The sequence below is a fragment of the Microbacterium murale genome, from assembly GCF_014635185.1.
Classification (GTDB): domain Bacteria; phylum Actinomycetota; class Actinomycetes; order Actinomycetales; family Microbacteriaceae; genus Microbacterium; species Microbacterium murale.
In genome coordinates this window covers 1,156,381-1,173,656 of record NZ_BMCM01000001.1, presented here as the reverse complement: position 1 = coordinate 1,173,656, position 17,276 = coordinate 1,156,381, and the positions used below count along the sequence as shown (strand labels likewise).

Sequence of the window (17,276 nt, the reverse complement as noted above, 5' to 3'; positions counted from 1 at the left end):
CGACCCCCATCAGGTGACATTCGGTGTCACCTCAGTCCGATTCCGACATTTTTCGTGTCGAGAACACGTTCGGATGACACAACCAGGCGCCATCCTGCGCCTGGAACGCGATGTGGCCTGTTCGTCGGCCATCCCCACCCGGTTGGCGATGAGTGCGAGGAGCAGCTGCTTCTGCTCGTCAGTGAGGTCAGCTCCGGTCAGGCCCGCGCCGGTCTCGAAGTCACAGGTGTCGCCGGGCGCGCACATGGTCACATCTCCTGAAATGAGGGTGGTCTGCTGCTCGGCGGTAAGGCTGTCGAAGAATGCGAACGCGTCGGTGTAGATCCCGGCGAACGGTTGCACTTCCTCGCCGTCCTCGTTTGTGTATACAGCGGGCTGGACGCCGGGGTGGTGTCCCCCGAACTGCACTTCGTACGCGCTCGTGTCGGACGGGTCGCCGAAGAACGCGATGTAGTACTGGCCGAGCGGGCTCGTGGTGTTGCCGTTCTCCAGGAGGTATTCGTCGCCCTCGAGGATGCCGACCACGGTCGCGTAGGCCGCACTGGCGCCAGGCTTGGCGTCCGTGTGGGACGCCTGAGGTGAGCGCTCTTCGGGTGAGCCCTCACCCCGTCTCGGGCCAGCGACCACGTCGAGGTCAGGGGCGCTGGCCGCCGCCGGGGCCTTCGCCCGTGCCGCCGCCGGGACCGCCCATGCCGCCCTCGGTAGCGATGCCCTCGGTGACGGTGGCGGCTGTCTCGCCGTTGACGGTCACCGTATATGCGGCGCCGTCTACGATCTCGGCGGACGAGAAGACGACGGATTGGAACGTCTTCTCCGCAGTGAACGAGGCCACCGTTGCGCCCGAGGAGTCGACCAGTTCGACGCTGTCGCCTTCGCTGCCGCTCGCGAGTGCGGCGAGCCACGCCTGCGCCGAGTCGGCACCGGGCGACACGGCCATGCCGGAGCTGCCGACCGCGAGGAGTGTTCCACCACTCACGGTGAACGCGCCGTTGGCGTCGAGGGCACCGTTATCGCTCTCGGTCGGGCCGAAGACGGTGGTGGTGCCACCGGTGATTGTCAGCGATCCGTTGGAGTCCAGTCCATCGCCGCCCGCGTCGACGACGAGCGTCCCGCCGCTGATGGTGAGCGTCTGCCCCGTGTCAGCCATACCGCCACCGGCGGCCGTCTCCGTGCCACCTGCCGCGTTGATGCCATCGTCGGATGCCGTCAGGTCGATCTCGCCTCCTTCGATGAAGATGTCGACGCCCTCGAGTGCCTCATATGACTCGGAGACGACGACGGCGCCGCCGGAGATGGCGAGGGAGGCGTCGGCGTGGAGGCCGTCGCCTTCCGCTGCGACGCCCAGCGCTCCTCCCGTGACGACGATGTCGGTCGTGGCGTCCAGCCCGTCGTCGGTGGCCGTGGCATCCACGGTGCCGCCTTCGATCAGGATGTAGCCACGGGTCTCCTCTTCGTCGTTGTCGCTCTTGAGCGCGTCTCCGCCGGCGTCGAGGGTGATCGTGCCTCCCTCGATCGACAGCGAGTCCTTGCCGCGCAGTGCGTCGTCGACGGCGCTGACGGAGATCGTGCCGGACAGGATCGCGAGGTCGTCAGTGCTGGTGATGCCGTCGTTTCCATTGCCCTCGACGGTCAGCGTTCCCGTTCCGGTGATGGTGAGGTCGGCCGAGCTGTAGAGGGCGGCGTTGGCATCGGCGTCGTCCGCGTAGGCGGAGGCGTCCGCCAGCGTGTTCGTGGTGCCCTCGGCGAGAGAGATGGCGACATCGTCGGCAGTGATCACGTTCACCGCCGGACCGTCTGAGTTCGAGATGTCGACACCGTCGAGGATCAGGACGACCTGGGCGTCGTCGGGCGCCGACACGACCACCGAGCCCTCCAGCGAACCCGCGAGTCGATACACCCCGGCTTCGCTGATGGTCACGGTCGTCCCCTCGACGGCGACGCCGGATGCGGTCGTTTCCGCCCCGTCGCCGGTGAGCTCGATGTCGACGGCATCGGCGTCCGACCATTCGTCGTCGCGGACGACGGTGGCATTCTCGTTCGCAGCCAGGATGGCCTCGGCGCTGGCGCCGACTGACGTCGAGGCCGAGGTTTCGGTCGTGGCCGTGTCACTGGTCGCGGTCGTGTCGCCGGTCGTCGCAGCCGGCGTCGCGGTGACCGCGCAGCCGGCGAGGACGATCGCAGCGATCCCGAGGGGGATGGCGGGCAGGATCAGGCGGCGTTTGCGCATGGTGTCTCCTCTGTGGGGGTGATCTCGGATGTTTGGGGGTCGGTCTCGCTCATGCGGAGCGTCGCTCCAGCGAAGGTGCCGCGCAGCAGTCGCGACCAGCGGTTGCGCGGGAGTTCGGGGTGGAGAGCGGCCAGGCCGGTGGCGTACTTGCTGATGCTCACCGGGCGGTGGCCCGCTCGCCAGAGAGCTCGATCGAAATCGGATGCGGCCGAGCCGGACTTCGTCTCGATGATGGTGAGGCCAGGGGTGGCGAGAGTCGTGCCCGACACGTCCCGCCATTCGAGTTCCGTGTCGACGGTGGAGCGCGCCGCCCCATCGCGCGAGACGAACGTCGCCCGTCGATAGTGGGTGGTGAGCCGCATCCGCAGGTCATTGGCGCGGGCTCCGTCGATGCCGATGGCGTCGAGGCTCTCAGCGGCGTAGCCGCGCGCCTCATCCGTGAGGATGCGCCGATCGGACACCCGGTACCCGATACGATCCTTCACCGTCGCACTTCGCGCGCCGCGGGTCTTCAACTCGAGGAAGGCGGTCCGCGATTCCACATATGTGCGGCTGCGGATCTTGAACCGGCGCCGGCGCGGCTGAGCGGCCAGCCGGAAGCTCAGCAGGTCAGGGGTGTCGAAGTACACGGATTCGTAGCGGAACGCACGAGTCCCCTCGGTGTCGAGGATACGGATGTCGGCGTCGAACGCATCGACCACGCGGGCGGCGGCATCCTGCGGAAGGACGTACTTGCGATCGACCCGTGTCTGGAGTGCCGCCTCGGCGATGAGCTGATCAAGACTGATCGCCGCGAACCGGTCGTAGGAGATCAGAGCGGTCATCGGACACCGCCCAGAGAGGGTGCTTCCGAGGCGGTCCCCACCGCGACCGGGATCCTGGGGAGGCGGTAGCGCACGTCCACGAGCGTGGTGTCGTCGACGAGGTCGAGGTGCTGCACGGTGAGCGAGGTGACGGTGGCGCCGAGTCTGCTCTCCAGCTCGGCCCGGAGCTGCGCCTCGTCGGCGATCGCACGATCGACGTGGATGATCTGGTGGCGGGAGCGGCCGAGGAGCGCCGGGTGGTCGGCCGCCCACAGCACCACGAGGATCAGTGCCATCAGCGCGACCGGGATCCAGGGATCCGTGGAGGGGAGCCCGGCCACGAGGCCGATGGCAAGGGCGGCGAAGTAGTACGCGACCTCGCGCTGGGAGATCTCGGACGAGCGCAACCGGATGATCGAGAGCACGCCGAAGAGGCCGAGGCCGAGTCCGGCGGCGACCTCAGTCGCCCCGAGGACCGTGGTGACGGCGAGGACGCCGATGTTCACTCCGAGGAAGGCGACCACCAGGTCACGACGCCGGTGGCGACGGTAGTAGATGGCGAGGCTCAGGATGATCGCGGCGGCCAGGTCGGCGGCGATCAGGAGCAGGGTGGAGTTCATCGGGGGTTCCTCTCGAGGTGCGGTGTTGCTGTATCCATACGAATCGATCCACCTTCACGCTTCCTAAGACGTTCCTTGGGCGCAGAGAAGTCTTCGAACACGAATTGTCGCTGGACCTGGTAGCTGAGCAGGAAGAGCATCGCTTCAGTGAGGATCTTCGCGGCGATCAGCGGCATCCCGAAGCCCGTGAGCGCCTCCATCCACATGATGTTCGAGGCGAGCAGGAGTACGGCAAGAAGCACGTATCGCACCGCCTGATGCCGAGCATCCGACCTGCCTCGCCGCTGGAAGACGAATCGCCGGTTGATGAGGAAGTTGAGGGAGGCGCTGACGATCCGCGCGATGACGATGGCGACGACGAGCGAGACGGCCCCCGCGGGAAGAGAGGCGGTGAGCAGCAGCAGCGTGGCGGCGTCGGCGAGGAACGCGATCAGCGACGAGCCGGCGAATGCCAGCAGCGGGAGCGTGACCCGCAACGAGTCCGCGACCGGCCGGAAGTGACTTGACGCGTTCTGCTCGAGGTACACGGTCTCGATCGACACTTCGCGTGCGGTGAGGCCGGACTTGCGCAGCCGCAGCAGCATCTCGATCTCGTATTCGAATCGCTCGCCGGGCACCGTACGCGCCCACTCGCTCATCGATGACGGGATGCCGCGCAAGCCAGTCTGCGTGTCAGAGGCACGCCACCCTGCCGCCGCACGGAAGAGACCACGCGCCACAGCATTGCCGAATCGGCTGCGCAGCGGCACGTCGCCGCGCAGGTCCCGCACTCCGAGCACCAGGGCGGCGGTGCCGCGGTCGGCATCCGATTGCAGTTCGTCCGCGATACGGAGAATGTCGACCGGAGTGTGCTGACCGTCGGCATCCGCCGTGACGATGTCCTCGTCGGGATACCGGTCGGCGATGAACGCGAATCCGGTCTTCAGAGCTGCGCCCTTCCCACGGTTCTCGGCATGATGGAGAACTGTCGCTCCGGCCGTGGCGACTTCGGCGAATACCCCGGTGTACTCCGGCCCGCTGCCGTCGTCGACGATGACCACCGTCGCCTCCCGGCGGAGTGCGTGAAGACGACGGACGAGCGGCACCAGGTGGGTGCCCGGCTCGTACGAGGGGATGAGGATGACCACGGTCTCAGCCCGCCACGTAGAGGATGTCGCTCGTGCCGCGCTCGCCACCGTTGGACGGCTGATTGACCACGGCACCGTTGAAATACATGGTGGAAGAGCCGCCGCCATCGAGGTTGTACGCGGTCGTGGCCCCCAGACCGGTCATGATGTCGGCGAGCTCCGTGAGCGTGACGCCTCGGCTGTAGCCCTCGTCGCGCCCGTCGACGACCACGAAGACGTAGTGGTTGTCATCGATGATCCCGACAGCCGTGCGCGGCTGCTCGCCCTGAATGGAGTGATTGCCTACGTTCGTGTCGACCTCGATGTCTTCGATACCGTCGATGACCGTGCCGTCCGCGACGATCGCCGGACCGAAGGAGATGGTGTTCCACACACCGGCGGCGAGGAGCTCGTCCGCGGTCGTCGCCGTCTCGTCGTAGATCTCGACGTGCCCGTCGGTGTAGAACGCCAGCCCTTCCCGTTCCCCTTCGTCGCGGTACACGACGCCGTTGCGGATCTCGATCCCCGTCGTGCGGAACCCGTAATAGTCGCCGTTGATCGCGAAGATCGCGTCGTTGTCGGCCGCGATCTCGCTCGTGGGCTCGGTGATGTTCTCGCCGAACTGGTCCTTCGCGAAGGCCGAGCGCAGTTCGGTGGCGTCCGCGACGACGACATCGGCGACGTAGTACGTGACCGTGTCCGCGCCCGTGCCCGTGGTGACCTGAGAGATGGTGACGGTCGTGTCGCCGTCGGTGTACGACGTCTCGGTCGTCACGGCGGTCGTCGTGTCTTCGGTCCCTGTCGTATCCTCCGTCGCTGTCGCGCTCTCCGACGAGCTCGTGGAGTTCTCGGCTTCGTACGCGGAGACGTCCGAGATCTCGACGTGTTCGATGAGGAACCGGTCGACAGCCCATGCCGCCGTCCCGCCCGCGCTGAGGACGACGGCGAGGCCCCCGGCGATCAGGCCGTTGCGCAGCCGCCGCCGCTTCGTCTTGCGCTGCTGCAGGTCTTCGGGCGACGGCTCCGCCTGCCACGTCGCCGCGTCACGGGATCTGTCGGAGTCGGGGATGCTCGGAGTGTCCATGACTCATGGATACCGAGGCCTTCTTGGCCGATCTTTGCGCTGACCTAAGAACCGCCAAAGAGACCAGCGTGCGGATGGCTCCGGGGATCAGAGCGGGAGTCGAACCGCGAAAGCCGTTTCGCCCGGTCTGCTGCGGACGGCGATGTCACCGTGATGCGCCGACACGATCGCGTGCGCGATCGAGAGCCCGAGTCCGGTGCTGCCCGCCTCTCGGCTTCGTGCCTGGTCGCCGCGGGCGAACCGCTCGAACAGTCGATCCTGCACCAACGAGTCGATCCCCGGCCCGTCGTCCGTCACCTCGAGCAGGGCGCGCCCGTCGCCGATGCGCAGTGATGTCGTGACGACGGTGCCGGACGGCGTGTGGGTGCGCGCGTTGCGGAGCAGATTGGCCAGAACCTGCCGAAGCCGGTTCTCATCTCCGACCACGGAGATCGGATCCTCTGGCACGTCGAGGAGCCATCTGCGGCTCGCGTCCGCAGCGTGGGCATCGCTGACGGCATCGATCGCGAGGAGGGTGAGATCGACAGGATCCCGCCTGATCGGCTGACCAGCGTCGAGGCGGGCCAGCAGGAGCAGGTCGTCCACGAGCGATGACATCCGCTCGGATTCCGCAGCGATCCGTTCGAACGAGCGCTGCTGCGTCGGAGACATCGGCGCACCCTCGCCGAGGGAGAGCTGGGCATAACCCTGGATGGATGACAGCGGTGTGCGGAGTTCATGACTGGCATCCGCGATGAATCGCTGCAGCTTCTCCTCGCTGTTCTGCCTTGAGGCGAGTGCGGCCTCGATGTGCCCGAGAAGCGTGTTCAGCGAACTGCCGACCCGGCCCACCTCGGTGTGTTCGTCCGTGTCGTCGTCGCCCACCCTTTCCGGAATCGCGACGGCACCGTCGGCGAGCCTGCGTCCGGCGACGTGCTGCGCGACGGCGGCGACCCGGTCGAGCGGGCGCAGATTGCGCCGCACGATCAATGAGAGCGCGATGATCACGACAAGCAGGGTCAGGCCGGCCACGGTCACGAGAATGGCTGTCAGCGCACCGGTCGTGGCGGTGACGTCGCCCAGGGAGTTGCCTGTGACCATCGTCGTGCCGCCGTCTTCCTTCCCCGCCACGCGGAAGCTGCCGAGCTCCCCTCCGAGATCGACCGTCACCGGGGTCCTTGGGGAAAAAGAGGTCGTCTCGAACACCTCTGCCTGGGCATCCGTCAGCGCGATCTCGGTGCCGTCCGCGGTGACGAAGAGCGAGCTCAGGACCTTCTGGTCCTCGTCGAGAACGACCTGGAGAGTCCCGACGCGGGGCGCAGGGCCCGAGCCGTCCTGATCACCCGGGTCGCCTTGGGAGCCGCCGCCCGCACCGGGGCCAGTGGCGAAGTCGAGCCCCTCCAACACCTGACGATCCAGCCGCTCGTACACGAAGGAGCGCAGCGACAGGATAGTGGCGAGGCTGGTCACGAGGAGTCCTGTGGCGACGAGAGCGGCAACAGTGATGACGAGTTTGCGGCGCAGCGTCCAGCGTCGCCCGGTCATCGACCGGGCTTGATCGTGTATCCGACTCCCCGCACCGTGTGGATGAGCGGTTCGCCGATGCTGTCGATCTTCTTGCGGAGGTATGAGATGTAGATCTCCACAACGCTCGAGGTGCCGCCGAAGTCGTAGCTCCACACCTGGTCCAGGATCTGCGCTTTGCTGAGCACGCGCCGCGGGTTCTGCATCAGATACCGCAGCAACTCGAACTCTTTTGCAGTGAGTTTGATCAGCTGCCCGGCCCGTTCTACCTCGTAGGTCTCCTCGTCCAAGGTCAGATCACCGACCTGCAATCGTGGATCGCTGTCGGCCGCGACGGCCACGTGCCTGCGCGCCATCCCCCGCAGGCGAACGATGACCTCTTCGAGGTTGAACGGCTTCGTGAGGTAGTCGTCTCCGCCGGCGCTGATCCCGGCGATTCGATCCTGCACGGCATCCTTCGCGGTGAGGAACAGCACGGGCACGTCGTTGCCGCCCGCGCGCACGCGCTTCAGCACCTCCATACCGTCGAGCCCGGGCATCATGATGTCGAGCACCAGCAGGTCGGGTGCGAACTCGCGGATGAGGTTCAGCGCCTCCTGCCCGTTCGATGCCGTGCGCGCGTCCCATCCCTCGTTCGTCAGGGCCATGCGAAGGAGATCGCTGAGGTTCGTCTCGTCATCCACGACCAAAGCTCGGATCGGTGACCCATCCGGTCGGGTCAAGGGTGCCTTCTCGCGCGGAACTGCCATCGTCCTAGCATCCCGCGTTCGCCTACTGAGCGCCAGCAAGCGCTGAAGATGGCAAGTCAGCCGCGCAGCGCCGCCACGATCTCACTCCGCGCAGCGCGACCGCTCCGCGTCGGAAGCAGCGGGAACACATGGACGGCGCCGACCTTCTCGCGGAACGTCACATCCACGCCCGCCGCTCGCGCGCGGTCGACGAGGATCCCGGCATCCGGGTTGAGCACGTCGCGGGTACCGCTGAACACGAGCATCGGCCCGAGCCCTTCGAACTCGCCGAACAACGGACTCACGATCGGGTCCTTCACGTCGAGCTCGCCGGCCCAGATCCGACCGAGTTCACGACCACCGTCTTGAGCCAGCCACGGGTCTGTGGGCTGGATCACGGGGATGAGCGGGTTCGAGAACGTCAGGTCGAGCCCGGGGGCGATCAGTACCGTGCGCACGGCCGGCACTCCTCGATCGCGCAGCGTCTGTGCCACGGAGAGCGTGATCTGCCCACCCGCCGAGTCCCCGGCGAGCCGCACGCTGCCGTGCCGCTCGATGAGCTGCTCGGCGATCCCGATCACCAGGTCGTGGGCGCCCTGCGCGTCTCCGAACGGCAGCAGCCTGTAGATCGGGACAACCACCGTGACGTTCGCCTCGACGGCGATCTGGGCGATCAACTCCCAGTGCTGCTTCGCGATCTGGTGGATCCATCCTCCGCCGTGCGTGTAGATGACCGCTCCGTCCGTAGCCCCTCGAGCGGGAGCCACCGTGTAGACCGGAACCTTGTCGATATGGGCGACACCGACGCGGAGGTCTGATCGTAGTCGGGGCGGCGGTCCGTACGGTTGCGGACGCAGCTCCGCGTCGCGGACCGCGCGCCGCGCAGAGTCGACGCTGAGGAACGGCGCGTTCGCGCGCGTCGCCCGCAAGAATGGCGGGACCAAAGCCTCGGGGACGATCATGCTCTAGCTGTCTCCAGAGCCTCGACGCAGCTCCTCAGATGCGCGCGCAACTCCCCCTGCGCATCCTTCGTGAGGCCGCTCAGCATCGCATCCTCGACCTGCTTGACCGCGGCGCTCGCGCTGGCGAGCTGCTCCCGACCTCGAGCCGTGAGTTCAGTCGGAAGCGTCCGCCCCGATGACGCACTCGCCGGCCGGGAGACGACGCCCTCCTTCTCGAGCCGCTGGAGCAGCACGTTCATCGACTGGCGCGTCACGAAGGTTCCGCGCGCGAGCTCGGAGTTCGACAGCCCGGGGCGCTGCGCGAGCAGCTCGAGACAGGAGTAATGAGAGATCGTCATGTCGAGCGGCCGAAGGACCTCTTCCATGGCGAGGCGAAGCGCGCTGGATGCCTCTTTGAGGAGGTAACCCAACGAGCTGTCCAGCTGGATGGCGGGTTGACTCATGTCAGTAGTCTGACATAGCATTCTGAATGTCAGAAAACTGACATCAATCGACAGGAGACATCATGCCCATCACGGGCCCCGACTTCATCTCACTTCAGGTCAGCGACCTCGAGCGCTCCGCCGCGTTCTACGAACAGCACCTCGGACTCTCGAGACAGCCCGGCCCGCCGCACGCCGTGGTGTTCGCCACCCAGCCGATCGCCTTCGCGGTGCGCGAGGTGACCCCGGACGTCGACCTGTCGTCACTCACGCAACCTGGCGCCGGAATCGCACTGTGGATGCACTCGACCGACGCGCAGCAACTTCACGATGCGCTGGCAGCGGCCGACGTGACCATCACCGCGGCACCGATCGACGGCCCGTTCGGTCGGACCTTCACCTTCGCAGATCCCGACGGATACCGCGTCACGGTTCACGACAAGGCGTGAACCCTACCGCCGACCCACCCCGACGAACACGGCATAAAGCAGCGGGACAGCCGACGCCGCCATCAGCACGATCCCGAGCACCGGGGCGGGGGCGAGCAGCACGGCACCTCCGATGAGCAGGCCGCCGAACAGCAGCGCGGCCACGGCGCGACGTCCGATGCGCATCAGCGAGTCGAGGCGGCGCTCCAGCCGTGAGGTGTCGAACGTCACAGTGCCGTCGTCGATGCGAGTGATCACGTCGTCGATGCGCGCAGGCAGACGCCAGGTGGTCGCGGCCGTCGAGGCGGCCTGGCGAGCGAACGCCTGGATGACGTTGCCGCTCTCGTCGCGGATCAGACGGGCGGCATACGGCTCCGCGGCATCCCACACGTTGAACTCGGGATCGAGCCCACTGCACATGCCGGACGTCAGCGAGACCGCTCTGAAGAGCAGCAGCATGTTCTCGGGCAGCTGCAGCGGCAGGGAGCGCATCGTGTCGCCGAACTCGTTCGCGAACCCGGTGAACTCGCTCGGGTCGACCTTGCTGAGTTCAACGAATCCCATGCCTCCGAAACGATCGAAGAGCGCGGCGAGCGCGCGTTCGAGTTCCAGGGTGTCGGCCGACGGCAGCAGCACGCCGATCTCCTGCGCCGCCTTCACCAGGCCCTTGCTGTCGCGCCCTGCGACGGCGACGAGCAGCGTGCGCAGCCCGTCGCGCAGGCCGTCCGGCACCTCGGCCATCATCCCGAAGTCGACGAAGGTCAGTCGCCACGGCCTCGCCTCGCCAGACGCGGCTGGCGCAGCATCCGCCGCCAGCGGCGTCACGAAGATATTGCCTGGGTGCGGATCGGCGTGCACGAAACTGTGCGTGAACACCTGATCGAACATGACCTCGGCGAAGACGTCCGCGACCTTGCTCGGGTCGATTCCTGCCCGCCGAAGCGCCGCCGTGTCGTTGATCTTGATCGCGGTGACATCCGACAGCGTCAGTACCCGGCGCGTCACGCGCTCCCACACGATCTCCGGAGTGCTGACGCGAGGATCGGACGCGAAGTTCTCGGCGAAGCGCTCGGCGTTCGCGGCCTCGTGCAAGTAGTCGATCTCCTCGAGGCAGGTCGCGGCGAACTCCTCGACGAGCGCGGGGGCGTCGACGCGATCCGAGACGAGACGGATGCGGCTCGCCCATCCCGCCACGCGCCGAAGAGCCGTGAGGTCGGTCGCGACGATCTCGTCGATCCCCGGACGCTGCACCTTCACGACGACATCGCGAAGCCCGGTGTCGGCCGCGTCGAGATCGGACAGGCGCGCGCGGTGCACCTGGCCGAGGGATGCCGCGGCAAGAGGCGCATCGTCGAACCAGGCGAAGGCGCGCTCGAGCGATACCCCGAGTTCGGCCTCGGCGAGCGCCTTGATGTCGGGGAACGGCACGGCGGGCACTTCGTCCTGCAGCCCCGCGAGCTCCTGAGTGATCTCGGGTGGCAGCACGTCGAGGCGCGACGACATGAACTGGCCGACCTTGATCATGAGTCCGCCGAGCTCGACCGCGAGCACGTGGAAGCGACGGGCGAAACTCTGCATCCTCGGCGCGCGGGTTCGTTCGGAGACACCCGAGAAGCCCAGTCTCGGCAGGACGAGTTCGAACCACCAGATCTTCAAGAACTCGCGGGCGGCGAACGAGACGATGCGACGGTAGCGGGCGCGGTGGGCCGGTTTCGCCGCCGCAACATCCATCGCTCTCCTAGAGTCAGTCCTGCGCAAGGATCGCGTACAGCCTACGACGCGCCTCGTCGAGCACGGTCACAGCCTCTTGCACCTGTTCGGGCGTCCCGGTGCGGGCGACCTGGGCTGCGGCACCTGCGAGATCCATTCCGGCCTTCGGCAGCGCGGTGAGGTGGCTGTGATCGCGGGATGAGAACGCCTCCCACGGAGCCGGCTTGTCGGCGGCGATCTCGGCCTCTTCGCGGCCCGCTCCGGTGAGCGAGTAGGTCTTGCGACCGTTCTGCTCCTCGGCGGTGATGAGACCCTCGTCGGCGAGCAACTGCAGGGTCGGGTAGACCGATCCTGCGCTCGGCTTCCACGATCCGCCGGAGCGCTCGGCGATCTCGTTGATGATCTGGTAGCCGTGCATCGGCTCCTCGGCGAGCAGGGTGATGACCGCCGCGCGCACGTCGCCGCGCGCCATACGGGAAGGACCACTGCCGGTGCGCTGCTCGAACGACTTCCGCAACTGGTCCATCGCGTCGAAGATCGCGGATGCCGGGCCACCCGGTCCGCCGAACGGTAAGCCAGAACCGGAGCCGGAGCCGCCTCCGCCGAAGGCGCCGGTGGGGAATGAGCTGTTCATGTTGTCCTCCAGGGTCGAACGAACGATGGTGCGTTAACGATATATCGTTCAGTGTCGTTCGGGAAGGTCCATCTCGGATCATGCGTGGCGGCAGCCGGATGTCGGATGCCGGGAATACGCTGATCCCGTCTCACCGATGAGGCAGTCTCGACACTGAGATGAAGAACATACGGAACCGGAGTGAACAACATGAACGAGACCATCCTCACGATCGTGGGCAACCTGACCGCCGAACCCGAGCTGCGCCAGACCGGCTCCGGCGTCGCGGTGGCGAGCTTCACCGTCGCCAGTACGCCGCGCAACTTCGACCGACAGGCGAATGAGTGGAAAGACGGCGACGCGCTGTTCATGCGCTGCTCGGCCTGGCGTGACCTGGCGACGAACATCACTGCGTCGTTGACCAAGGGCAGTCGCGTGATCGTCACAGGCCGCCTGCAGCAGCGCAGCTACCAGGATCGCGAGGGCAACAACCGAGTGAGCCTCGAACTGCAGGTCGACGAGGTCGGCCCGTCGCTGAAGTACGCGACGGCGCAGGTCGTCCGAGGAGATCGCTCGGGCGGTGGCGGCGCGCCGGTCACGGCTGCGGCAGGCGGTGCGGCCCCCGCGGCGGCGACAGCCGACTCGTGGTCGTCGCCGAACACCGAGTGGTCGACGGCGGACGAGACGCCGTTCTGAGCCGGGGACAACTGCCGCGAAAGCATCTCAGCCGCCTGCGAATCAGACTCACTCCGCGGCGGTGCTCTCCCGCACGACGAGGGTGTGTGGTGCGACGATCTCGGTCGCCGGCAGCGCGGGGTCTTCTATTCGATCGATGATCCGCCGCACCGACTCGCGTGCGATGAACTGCGTGTCCAGCGAGATCGTACTGAGCGACGGGCGCGAGTAGCGGCCTTCGTCGACGTCGTCTATCCCAATCACCGCGACGTCTTCCGGCACCCGGAGGCCGGCATCGAAGACGGCGCGCATCGCACCGAAAGCGAGCAGGTCCGAGAAGCAGAAGATGGCGTCAGGGCGAGCATCCAGGGCGAGCAGCGCCGTGCCCGCGGCATAACCGTCTGCACGGCTGTAGTGCGCGGCGGTGATCACGTACTCCGAACGAAGATCCAATCCCGCATCCGCCAGCGCGGCCTCATAACCCGCTGAGCGCTGCAGCGGTGTCGCATACTCCTCGAGAGGCTGAGAGCCGATCGCAGCGATCCTCGTCCGGCCCGTGTCGATGAGATGTCCCACCGCGTCCCGCGCTGCCGCCACATTGTCGATGGCGACGTGGTCGTAGCGGCCGTCGAAATCGTGCTCACCGAGGAGTATCAGCGGCATCCGCGTCGTACCGTGCATGTCGAGAAGCTCGGACTTCGTGACCAGCGGACTGAACAGCAGCCCGTCGAACAGCATCGTCCGGCCCTCCCCTGTCAGCAGTTGCCGCTCCCGCTCGTGATCGTGTCCGGTCTGATCGATCATCACGCGATAGCCAACCTCGGCCGCGGCGTCGATCACGTCTCGCGCGAGCTCGCTGAAGTACGGAACGTCGATCTCCGGCACGACCAGGGCCAGCATCCCGGTACGACCGGTACGCAATGTCCGCGCCACCGGATTGGGCCGGTAATCGAGTTCTTCAATGGCTGCGAGCACCTTCGTCCGCATCCGCTCGCTCACATGCGTGTATCCGCTGACGACGTTCGACACAGTGCGCATCGACACCTGTGCACGCTCTGCGACGTCGCGAAGTGTGGCCGGCATGCTCTCATCTTAGCGTTTGCAACGTGTGCAAACGTCGGCTACAGTTTGCATACGTTGGCAAACAACGCAGCATGTTGCACAGACCACAGCACATCAACACAAAGGAGTGTCCATGAACAGCTACTCGAAACGGCCGGGCCTTCGCCTGACCGCAGTGTGCGCCGTCGCCGTCACCGCTCTGGCACTGACGGCCTGCGGCCCCGACATCACAGCAGGATCCGGCGACGACGCGGCATCCGATCGTCTGCAGGCCCCAACAGCGGACCAGCCGGAAGGCGAGATCACGATCTGGGACCGCTCCGGCGACCTGTTCGAGGTCTTCGACGACGTGATCGACGACTTCAACAAGAAGTATCCCGGCATCAAGGTCAACCACGAGGCCGTCGATATCAACGCGAAGCTGCAGAACACGCTGATCACCGGCACCGACGTCCCAGACGGCGTCTTCCTCGACGACGCCATGATCGGCGGCTTCGTCGACCACCTCTGGGATCTCAGCGACGTGCTCGAGCCCTACGCCGACGACATCGCCCCGCAGAAGATCGATGCGACCACCGTCGACGGCGGGATCTACGGGGTGCCGTACGATCTCAACCCCGGCCTGCTCTACTACAACGCCACCGCGCTGGAAGCGACCGGAGTGGATGCCACGGCGATCGAGACCTACGATGACCTTCTCGATGCCGCCCGCGCCTACCAGGCGAAGGTGCCCGAGGCGCATCCGATCCACCTCGAGCAGAGTGCATTCCTCGGTCAGCTCCAGCTCGAGATGTACGCGAGCCAGCTCGGAACATCCATCGCGGATGCCGAGGGCGAACTGCGCCTCGATAGCCCGGAGTACGAGCAGATCCTCACCTTCCTCGATACCGTCCAGTCGGAGGGCCTCGGAACACGTGCCGAGTACCTGACCCCGACCGACATCGCGGAGCTCGAGAACGGCAACCAGGTCTTCTACCCGTGGGCGATCTGGTTCGACTTCGCCCCGCAGCAGCTGCTCCCGGAGACGACCGGCGACTGGCGCGCCATGGAGCTTCCGGCTTGGGAAGACGGCGGAGCCCGCAGCGGTGCGATGGGCGGCTCGTCGTTCGTCCTGCCCAAGGAAGGCGAGAATTCCGAGCTCGCCTGGCTGTTCTACGAGTTCCTCATGTACGACGAGGCCGGCTATACCGCCGTGTGGGGTGTGAACGACATCTACCCGACCGGTCTGAACACGTCGATCCCCGCCTACCTGCCGGCCGCCGATCCCGAGAACCCGCTCTTCCAGCCCCTCGACGCACTGGGCGGCCAGGACCTCTGGGAGGTCGCGACCACCGCGGGTGCGCAGATTCCCAGCGGCACGTCGATCCCGTCATGGTGGAACAGCGCGGTCGACTACCTCGGCAATGACATCCAGAAGATGCTCGACGGCGACATGACGCCCGCCGAGGTCATCAGCGGCTCGACCGACAGCATCCAGACGAACCTCATCGACAGGCAGTGATGACGACCACAGCCCTCCCCTCCGCGGCATCCCAGCACGCCCGTAACCGAACGGCACGGTTGAGGCGGCGCTCCGCGCCGTACCTCTTCGTGCTGCCGTTCATCGTGATCTTCCTCGCCTTCAGCGTGTATCCGCTGATCTTCACGGCGCGATTGAGCTTCACGAACTGGCACGGTTCGGGTGCTGCGGAGTGGGTGGGCTGGGGCAACTACACGTACCTGCTCACGAGCCAGGCCTTCTGGAGCTCGCTCGGCAACTCCGCCGTCCTGTGGCTGCTCATCGTTCCGATCCAGATCGTGCTCGGAGTGCTCGTCGCGGTGCTGCTGAACTCCGCGAAGCTCAAGCTGCGAGGCCTCTACCGCGTCGCGTTCATCGTCCCCTTCGTGACCCCGCTCGTTGCGGTCGCACAGATCTGGGTCGTCCTCTTCGACCAGCAGTACGGCGCCATCAACGCGATGCTCGGCGTCTTCGGCTTTCCCGACATCGGATGGCTCACGACGAGTGAGTGGGCGAAGCCCACGCTCGCCCTGCTGTTCCTGTGGAAGACGACGGGATTCATCGTGATCATCCTGTTGTCCGGTCTGCAGTCCATCGACAGTTCGATGTACGAGGCCGCGGAGCTCGACGGGGCATCCAAGCTCCGACAATTGTGGAGCATCACCGTTCCCCTGCTGCGCCGCACCATCATGTTCGCCGTGGTGCTGCAGACGCTCGCCGTGTTCCAGATGTTCGCCGAACCTTTCGTCGTCACACAGGGCGGCCCGTACAACTCCACGACGACGGCGGGCTACTACCTCTACAACCACATCACCCGCGGTGACCTCGGCACAGGAGCGGCGAACTCCTTCCTGCTCGTCATCCTGGTGATGGTGCTCTCGCTCTTCTTCGTGCGGATGCTGCGAGCGAAGGACTGATCATGACCGACACCCTCTCTCGTACCGCGACGAATGCCACGACATCCGTCCCCGCACCGCGAAGCACGCGCCGCCGACCGCACCTGCGCCTCGGGACCCATCTGTTCCTGATGATCCTGCTCGTCGCATTCCTCGCACCGGTCGCGTGGGCGATCGTCTCGTCGTTCAAGCAGCCGAACGACATCATCCGCGACCCGCTCGGCTTCGACGTGTCGACCTTCACTCTCGACAACTTCACGGCGATGTTCCAAGACGTGCCGATCGCGAACGGATTCCTCAACACCGCGATCGTGCTGGTCGTGAAGGGCGGCATCACGCTGTTCTTCGCGCCTCTCGCGGCTTTCGCGTTCGCCAAGTACGACTTCATCGGCAAGAACCTGATCTTCGGCACGGTTCTCATCACACTGATGCTGCCGACGATCGTGCTGATCATCCCGCTACTGCTCGAGATGAAGGCCCTCGGCTGGGTGAACACGTATCAGGCACTGATCCTGCCGGGAGCCGTGGACGCGTTCGCGATCTTCTGGATGCGCCAGGTGATCAGCGCGGTGCCCGATGAACTGCTGGATGCCGCGCGCGTCGACGGATGCAGCGAATTCGGCATCTTCTGGCGTGTGGTGGTGCCCGTCATCCGTCCGGGGCTCGCCGGCCTCGCGGTGCTGACGATCATGAACATCTACAACGACTTCGTCTGGCCGGTGATCGTCGCAAGCTCCGAGCGGATGGCGACCCTGCAGGTCGTGCTCTCGACGCTCGCCCAGAACATCACGGGCAACCGGATCGGCGCCGACTACGCGACGGTCACCGGAGAACTCCTCGCGGCGAGCTCCATCGCCCTCATCCCCCTGCTGGTGCTCTTCATCGTGCTCCAGCGTCACTTCATCAACGGCATCCTCGCCGGCAGCGTGAAAGGCTGAA

18 protein-coding genes are annotated in these 17,276 nt (G+C 66.2%); 5 read left to right on the top strand and 13 right to left on the bottom strand.

The annotated features are described in order from the left end of the window. Positions 1-9 precede the first annotated feature (9 nt). The 10 genes from IEV67_RS05725 to IEV67_RS05680 form a co-directional block, all read right to left on the bottom strand. Positions 10-627 carry a DUF3500 domain-containing protein gene (locus IEV67_RS05725; RefSeq protein ID WP_188435555.1) on the bottom strand — a complete coding sequence of 206 codons (618 nt, stop codon included), beginning with the start codon at positions 625-627 and terminating at the stop codon, positions 10-12. 7 nt (positions 628-634) lie between these two features. Then, entirely contained in the window at positions 635-2,227 is a 1,593-nt protein-coding gene (locus IEV67_RS05720) for a carbohydrate-binding domain-containing protein (RefSeq protein ID WP_188435554.1), read from the bottom strand. Then, a complete protein-coding gene (locus tag IEV67_RS05715) occupies positions 2,209-3,051 on the bottom strand; it encodes a polyphosphate polymerase domain-containing protein (protein WP_188435553.1) in 843 nt (280 codons plus the stop codon). The genes IEV67_RS05720 and IEV67_RS05715 overlap by 19 nt, the downstream gene beginning before the upstream one ends. Next, positions 3,048-3,650 carry a DUF4956 domain-containing protein gene (locus tag IEV67_RS05710; RefSeq protein WP_188435552.1) on the bottom strand — a complete coding sequence of 201 codons (603 nt, stop codon included), beginning with the start codon at positions 3,648-3,650 and terminating at the stop codon, positions 3,048-3,050. Before IEV67_RS05710 ends, IEV67_RS05715 begins: the two co-directional genes overlap by 4 nt. Further along, complete coding sequence (locus tag IEV67_RS05705) at positions 3,647-4,777, bottom strand: bifunctional glycosyltransferase family 2/GtrA family protein (RefSeq protein ID WP_188435551.1); 1,131 nt, start codon at positions 4,775-4,777, stop codon at positions 3,647-3,649. The genes IEV67_RS05710 and IEV67_RS05705 overlap by 4 nt, the downstream gene beginning before the upstream one ends. Positions 4,778-4,781: 4 nt before the next feature. Further along, the gene (locus IEV67_RS05700) at positions 4,782-5,840 is read right to left on the bottom strand and encodes a phosphodiester glycosidase family protein (RefSeq protein WP_188435550.1); all 1,059 of its coding nucleotides are present in this window, start codon (positions 5,838-5,840) and stop codon (positions 4,782-4,784) included. Positions 5,841-5,927: 87 nt separating this feature from the next. Further along, positions 5,928-7,364, bottom strand: a complete 1,437-nt coding sequence (locus IEV67_RS05695) for a sensor histidine kinase (RefSeq protein WP_188435549.1) — start codon at positions 7,362-7,364, stop codon at positions 5,928-5,930. Further along, a complete protein-coding gene (locus IEV67_RS05690; protein ID WP_306440976.1) occupies positions 7,361-8,092 on the bottom strand; it encodes a response regulator transcription factor in 732 nt (243 codons plus the stop codon). Before IEV67_RS05690 ends, IEV67_RS05695 begins: the two co-directional genes overlap by 4 nt. 56 nt (positions 8,093-8,148) lie before the next feature. Further along, the gene (locus IEV67_RS05685; RefSeq protein ID WP_188435547.1) at positions 8,149-9,033 is read right to left on the bottom strand and encodes an alpha/beta hydrolase fold domain-containing protein; all 885 of its coding nucleotides are present in this window, start codon (positions 9,031-9,033) and stop codon (positions 8,149-8,151) included. Then, complete coding sequence (locus IEV67_RS05680; protein ID WP_188435546.1) at positions 9,030-9,476, bottom strand: MarR family winged helix-turn-helix transcriptional regulator; 447 nt, start codon at positions 9,474-9,476, stop codon at positions 9,030-9,032. The genes IEV67_RS05685 and IEV67_RS05680 overlap by 4 nt, the downstream gene beginning before the upstream one ends. Positions 9,477-9,538: 62 nt before the next feature. On the opposite strand from IEV67_RS05680, the gene IEV67_RS05675 reads away from it, so the two are divergent. Then, positions 9,539-9,904, top strand: a complete 366-nt coding sequence (locus IEV67_RS05675; RefSeq protein ID WP_188435545.1) for a VOC family protein — start codon at positions 9,539-9,541, stop codon at positions 9,902-9,904. Between the two features lie 3 nt (positions 9,905-9,907). Here the strand turns inward: IEV67_RS05675 and IEV67_RS05670 are convergent, their stop codons facing one another. Both IEV67_RS05670 and IEV67_RS05665 read right to left on the bottom strand, forming a co-directional pair. Continuing rightward, positions 9,908-11,614 carry an ABC1 kinase family protein gene (locus tag IEV67_RS05670; RefSeq protein WP_188435544.1) on the bottom strand — a complete coding sequence of 569 codons (1,707 nt, stop codon included), beginning with the start codon at positions 11,612-11,614 and terminating at the stop codon, positions 9,908-9,910. A gap of 13 nt (positions 11,615-11,627) precedes the next feature. Next, positions 11,628-12,227 carry a PadR family transcriptional regulator gene (locus tag IEV67_RS05665; RefSeq protein WP_188435543.1) on the bottom strand — a complete coding sequence of 200 codons (600 nt, stop codon included), beginning with the start codon at positions 12,225-12,227 and terminating at the stop codon, positions 11,628-11,630. A 189-nt stretch (positions 12,228-12,416) separates the two neighbouring features. Here IEV67_RS05665 and IEV67_RS05660 point away from each other — a divergent pair, with 189 nt between their 5' ends. Continuing rightward, on the top strand, positions 12,417-12,902 hold the full coding sequence (locus IEV67_RS05660) for a single-stranded DNA-binding protein (RefSeq protein ID WP_033106368.1): 486 nt from the start codon (positions 12,417-12,419) through the stop codon (positions 12,900-12,902). Positions 12,903-12,950: 48 nt separating this feature from the next. On the opposite strand, the gene IEV67_RS05655 is transcribed toward IEV67_RS05660, so the two are convergent. After that, the gene (locus tag IEV67_RS05655) at positions 12,951-13,964 is read right to left on the bottom strand and encodes a LacI family DNA-binding transcriptional regulator (protein WP_188435542.1); all 1,014 of its coding nucleotides are present in this window, start codon (positions 13,962-13,964) and stop codon (positions 12,951-12,953) included. 112 nt (positions 13,965-14,076) lie between these two features. Here IEV67_RS05655 and IEV67_RS05650 point away from each other — a divergent pair, with 112 nt between their 5' ends. The 3 genes from IEV67_RS05650 to IEV67_RS05640 are packed head-to-tail and all read left to right on the top strand — an operon-like array spanning position 14,077 to position 17,275. Then, positions 14,077-15,444 (top strand): ABC transporter substrate-binding protein, encoded by a 1,368-nt coding sequence (locus IEV67_RS05650; RefSeq protein ID WP_188435541.1) that lies wholly within the window; start codon positions 14,077-14,079, stop codon positions 15,442-15,444. Next, positions 15,444-16,358 carry a carbohydrate ABC transporter permease gene (locus IEV67_RS05645; protein WP_033105428.1) on the top strand — a complete coding sequence of 305 codons (915 nt, stop codon included), beginning with the start codon at positions 15,444-15,446 and terminating at the stop codon, positions 16,356-16,358. Before IEV67_RS05650 ends, IEV67_RS05645 begins: the two co-directional genes overlap by 1 nt. Positions 16,359-16,360: 2 nt before the next feature. Further along, positions 16,361-17,275 (top strand): carbohydrate ABC transporter permease, encoded by a 915-nt coding sequence (locus IEV67_RS05640; protein ID WP_084595613.1) that lies wholly within the window; start codon positions 16,361-16,363, stop codon positions 17,273-17,275. The last annotated feature ends 1 nt before the right edge of the window (position 17,276 follow it).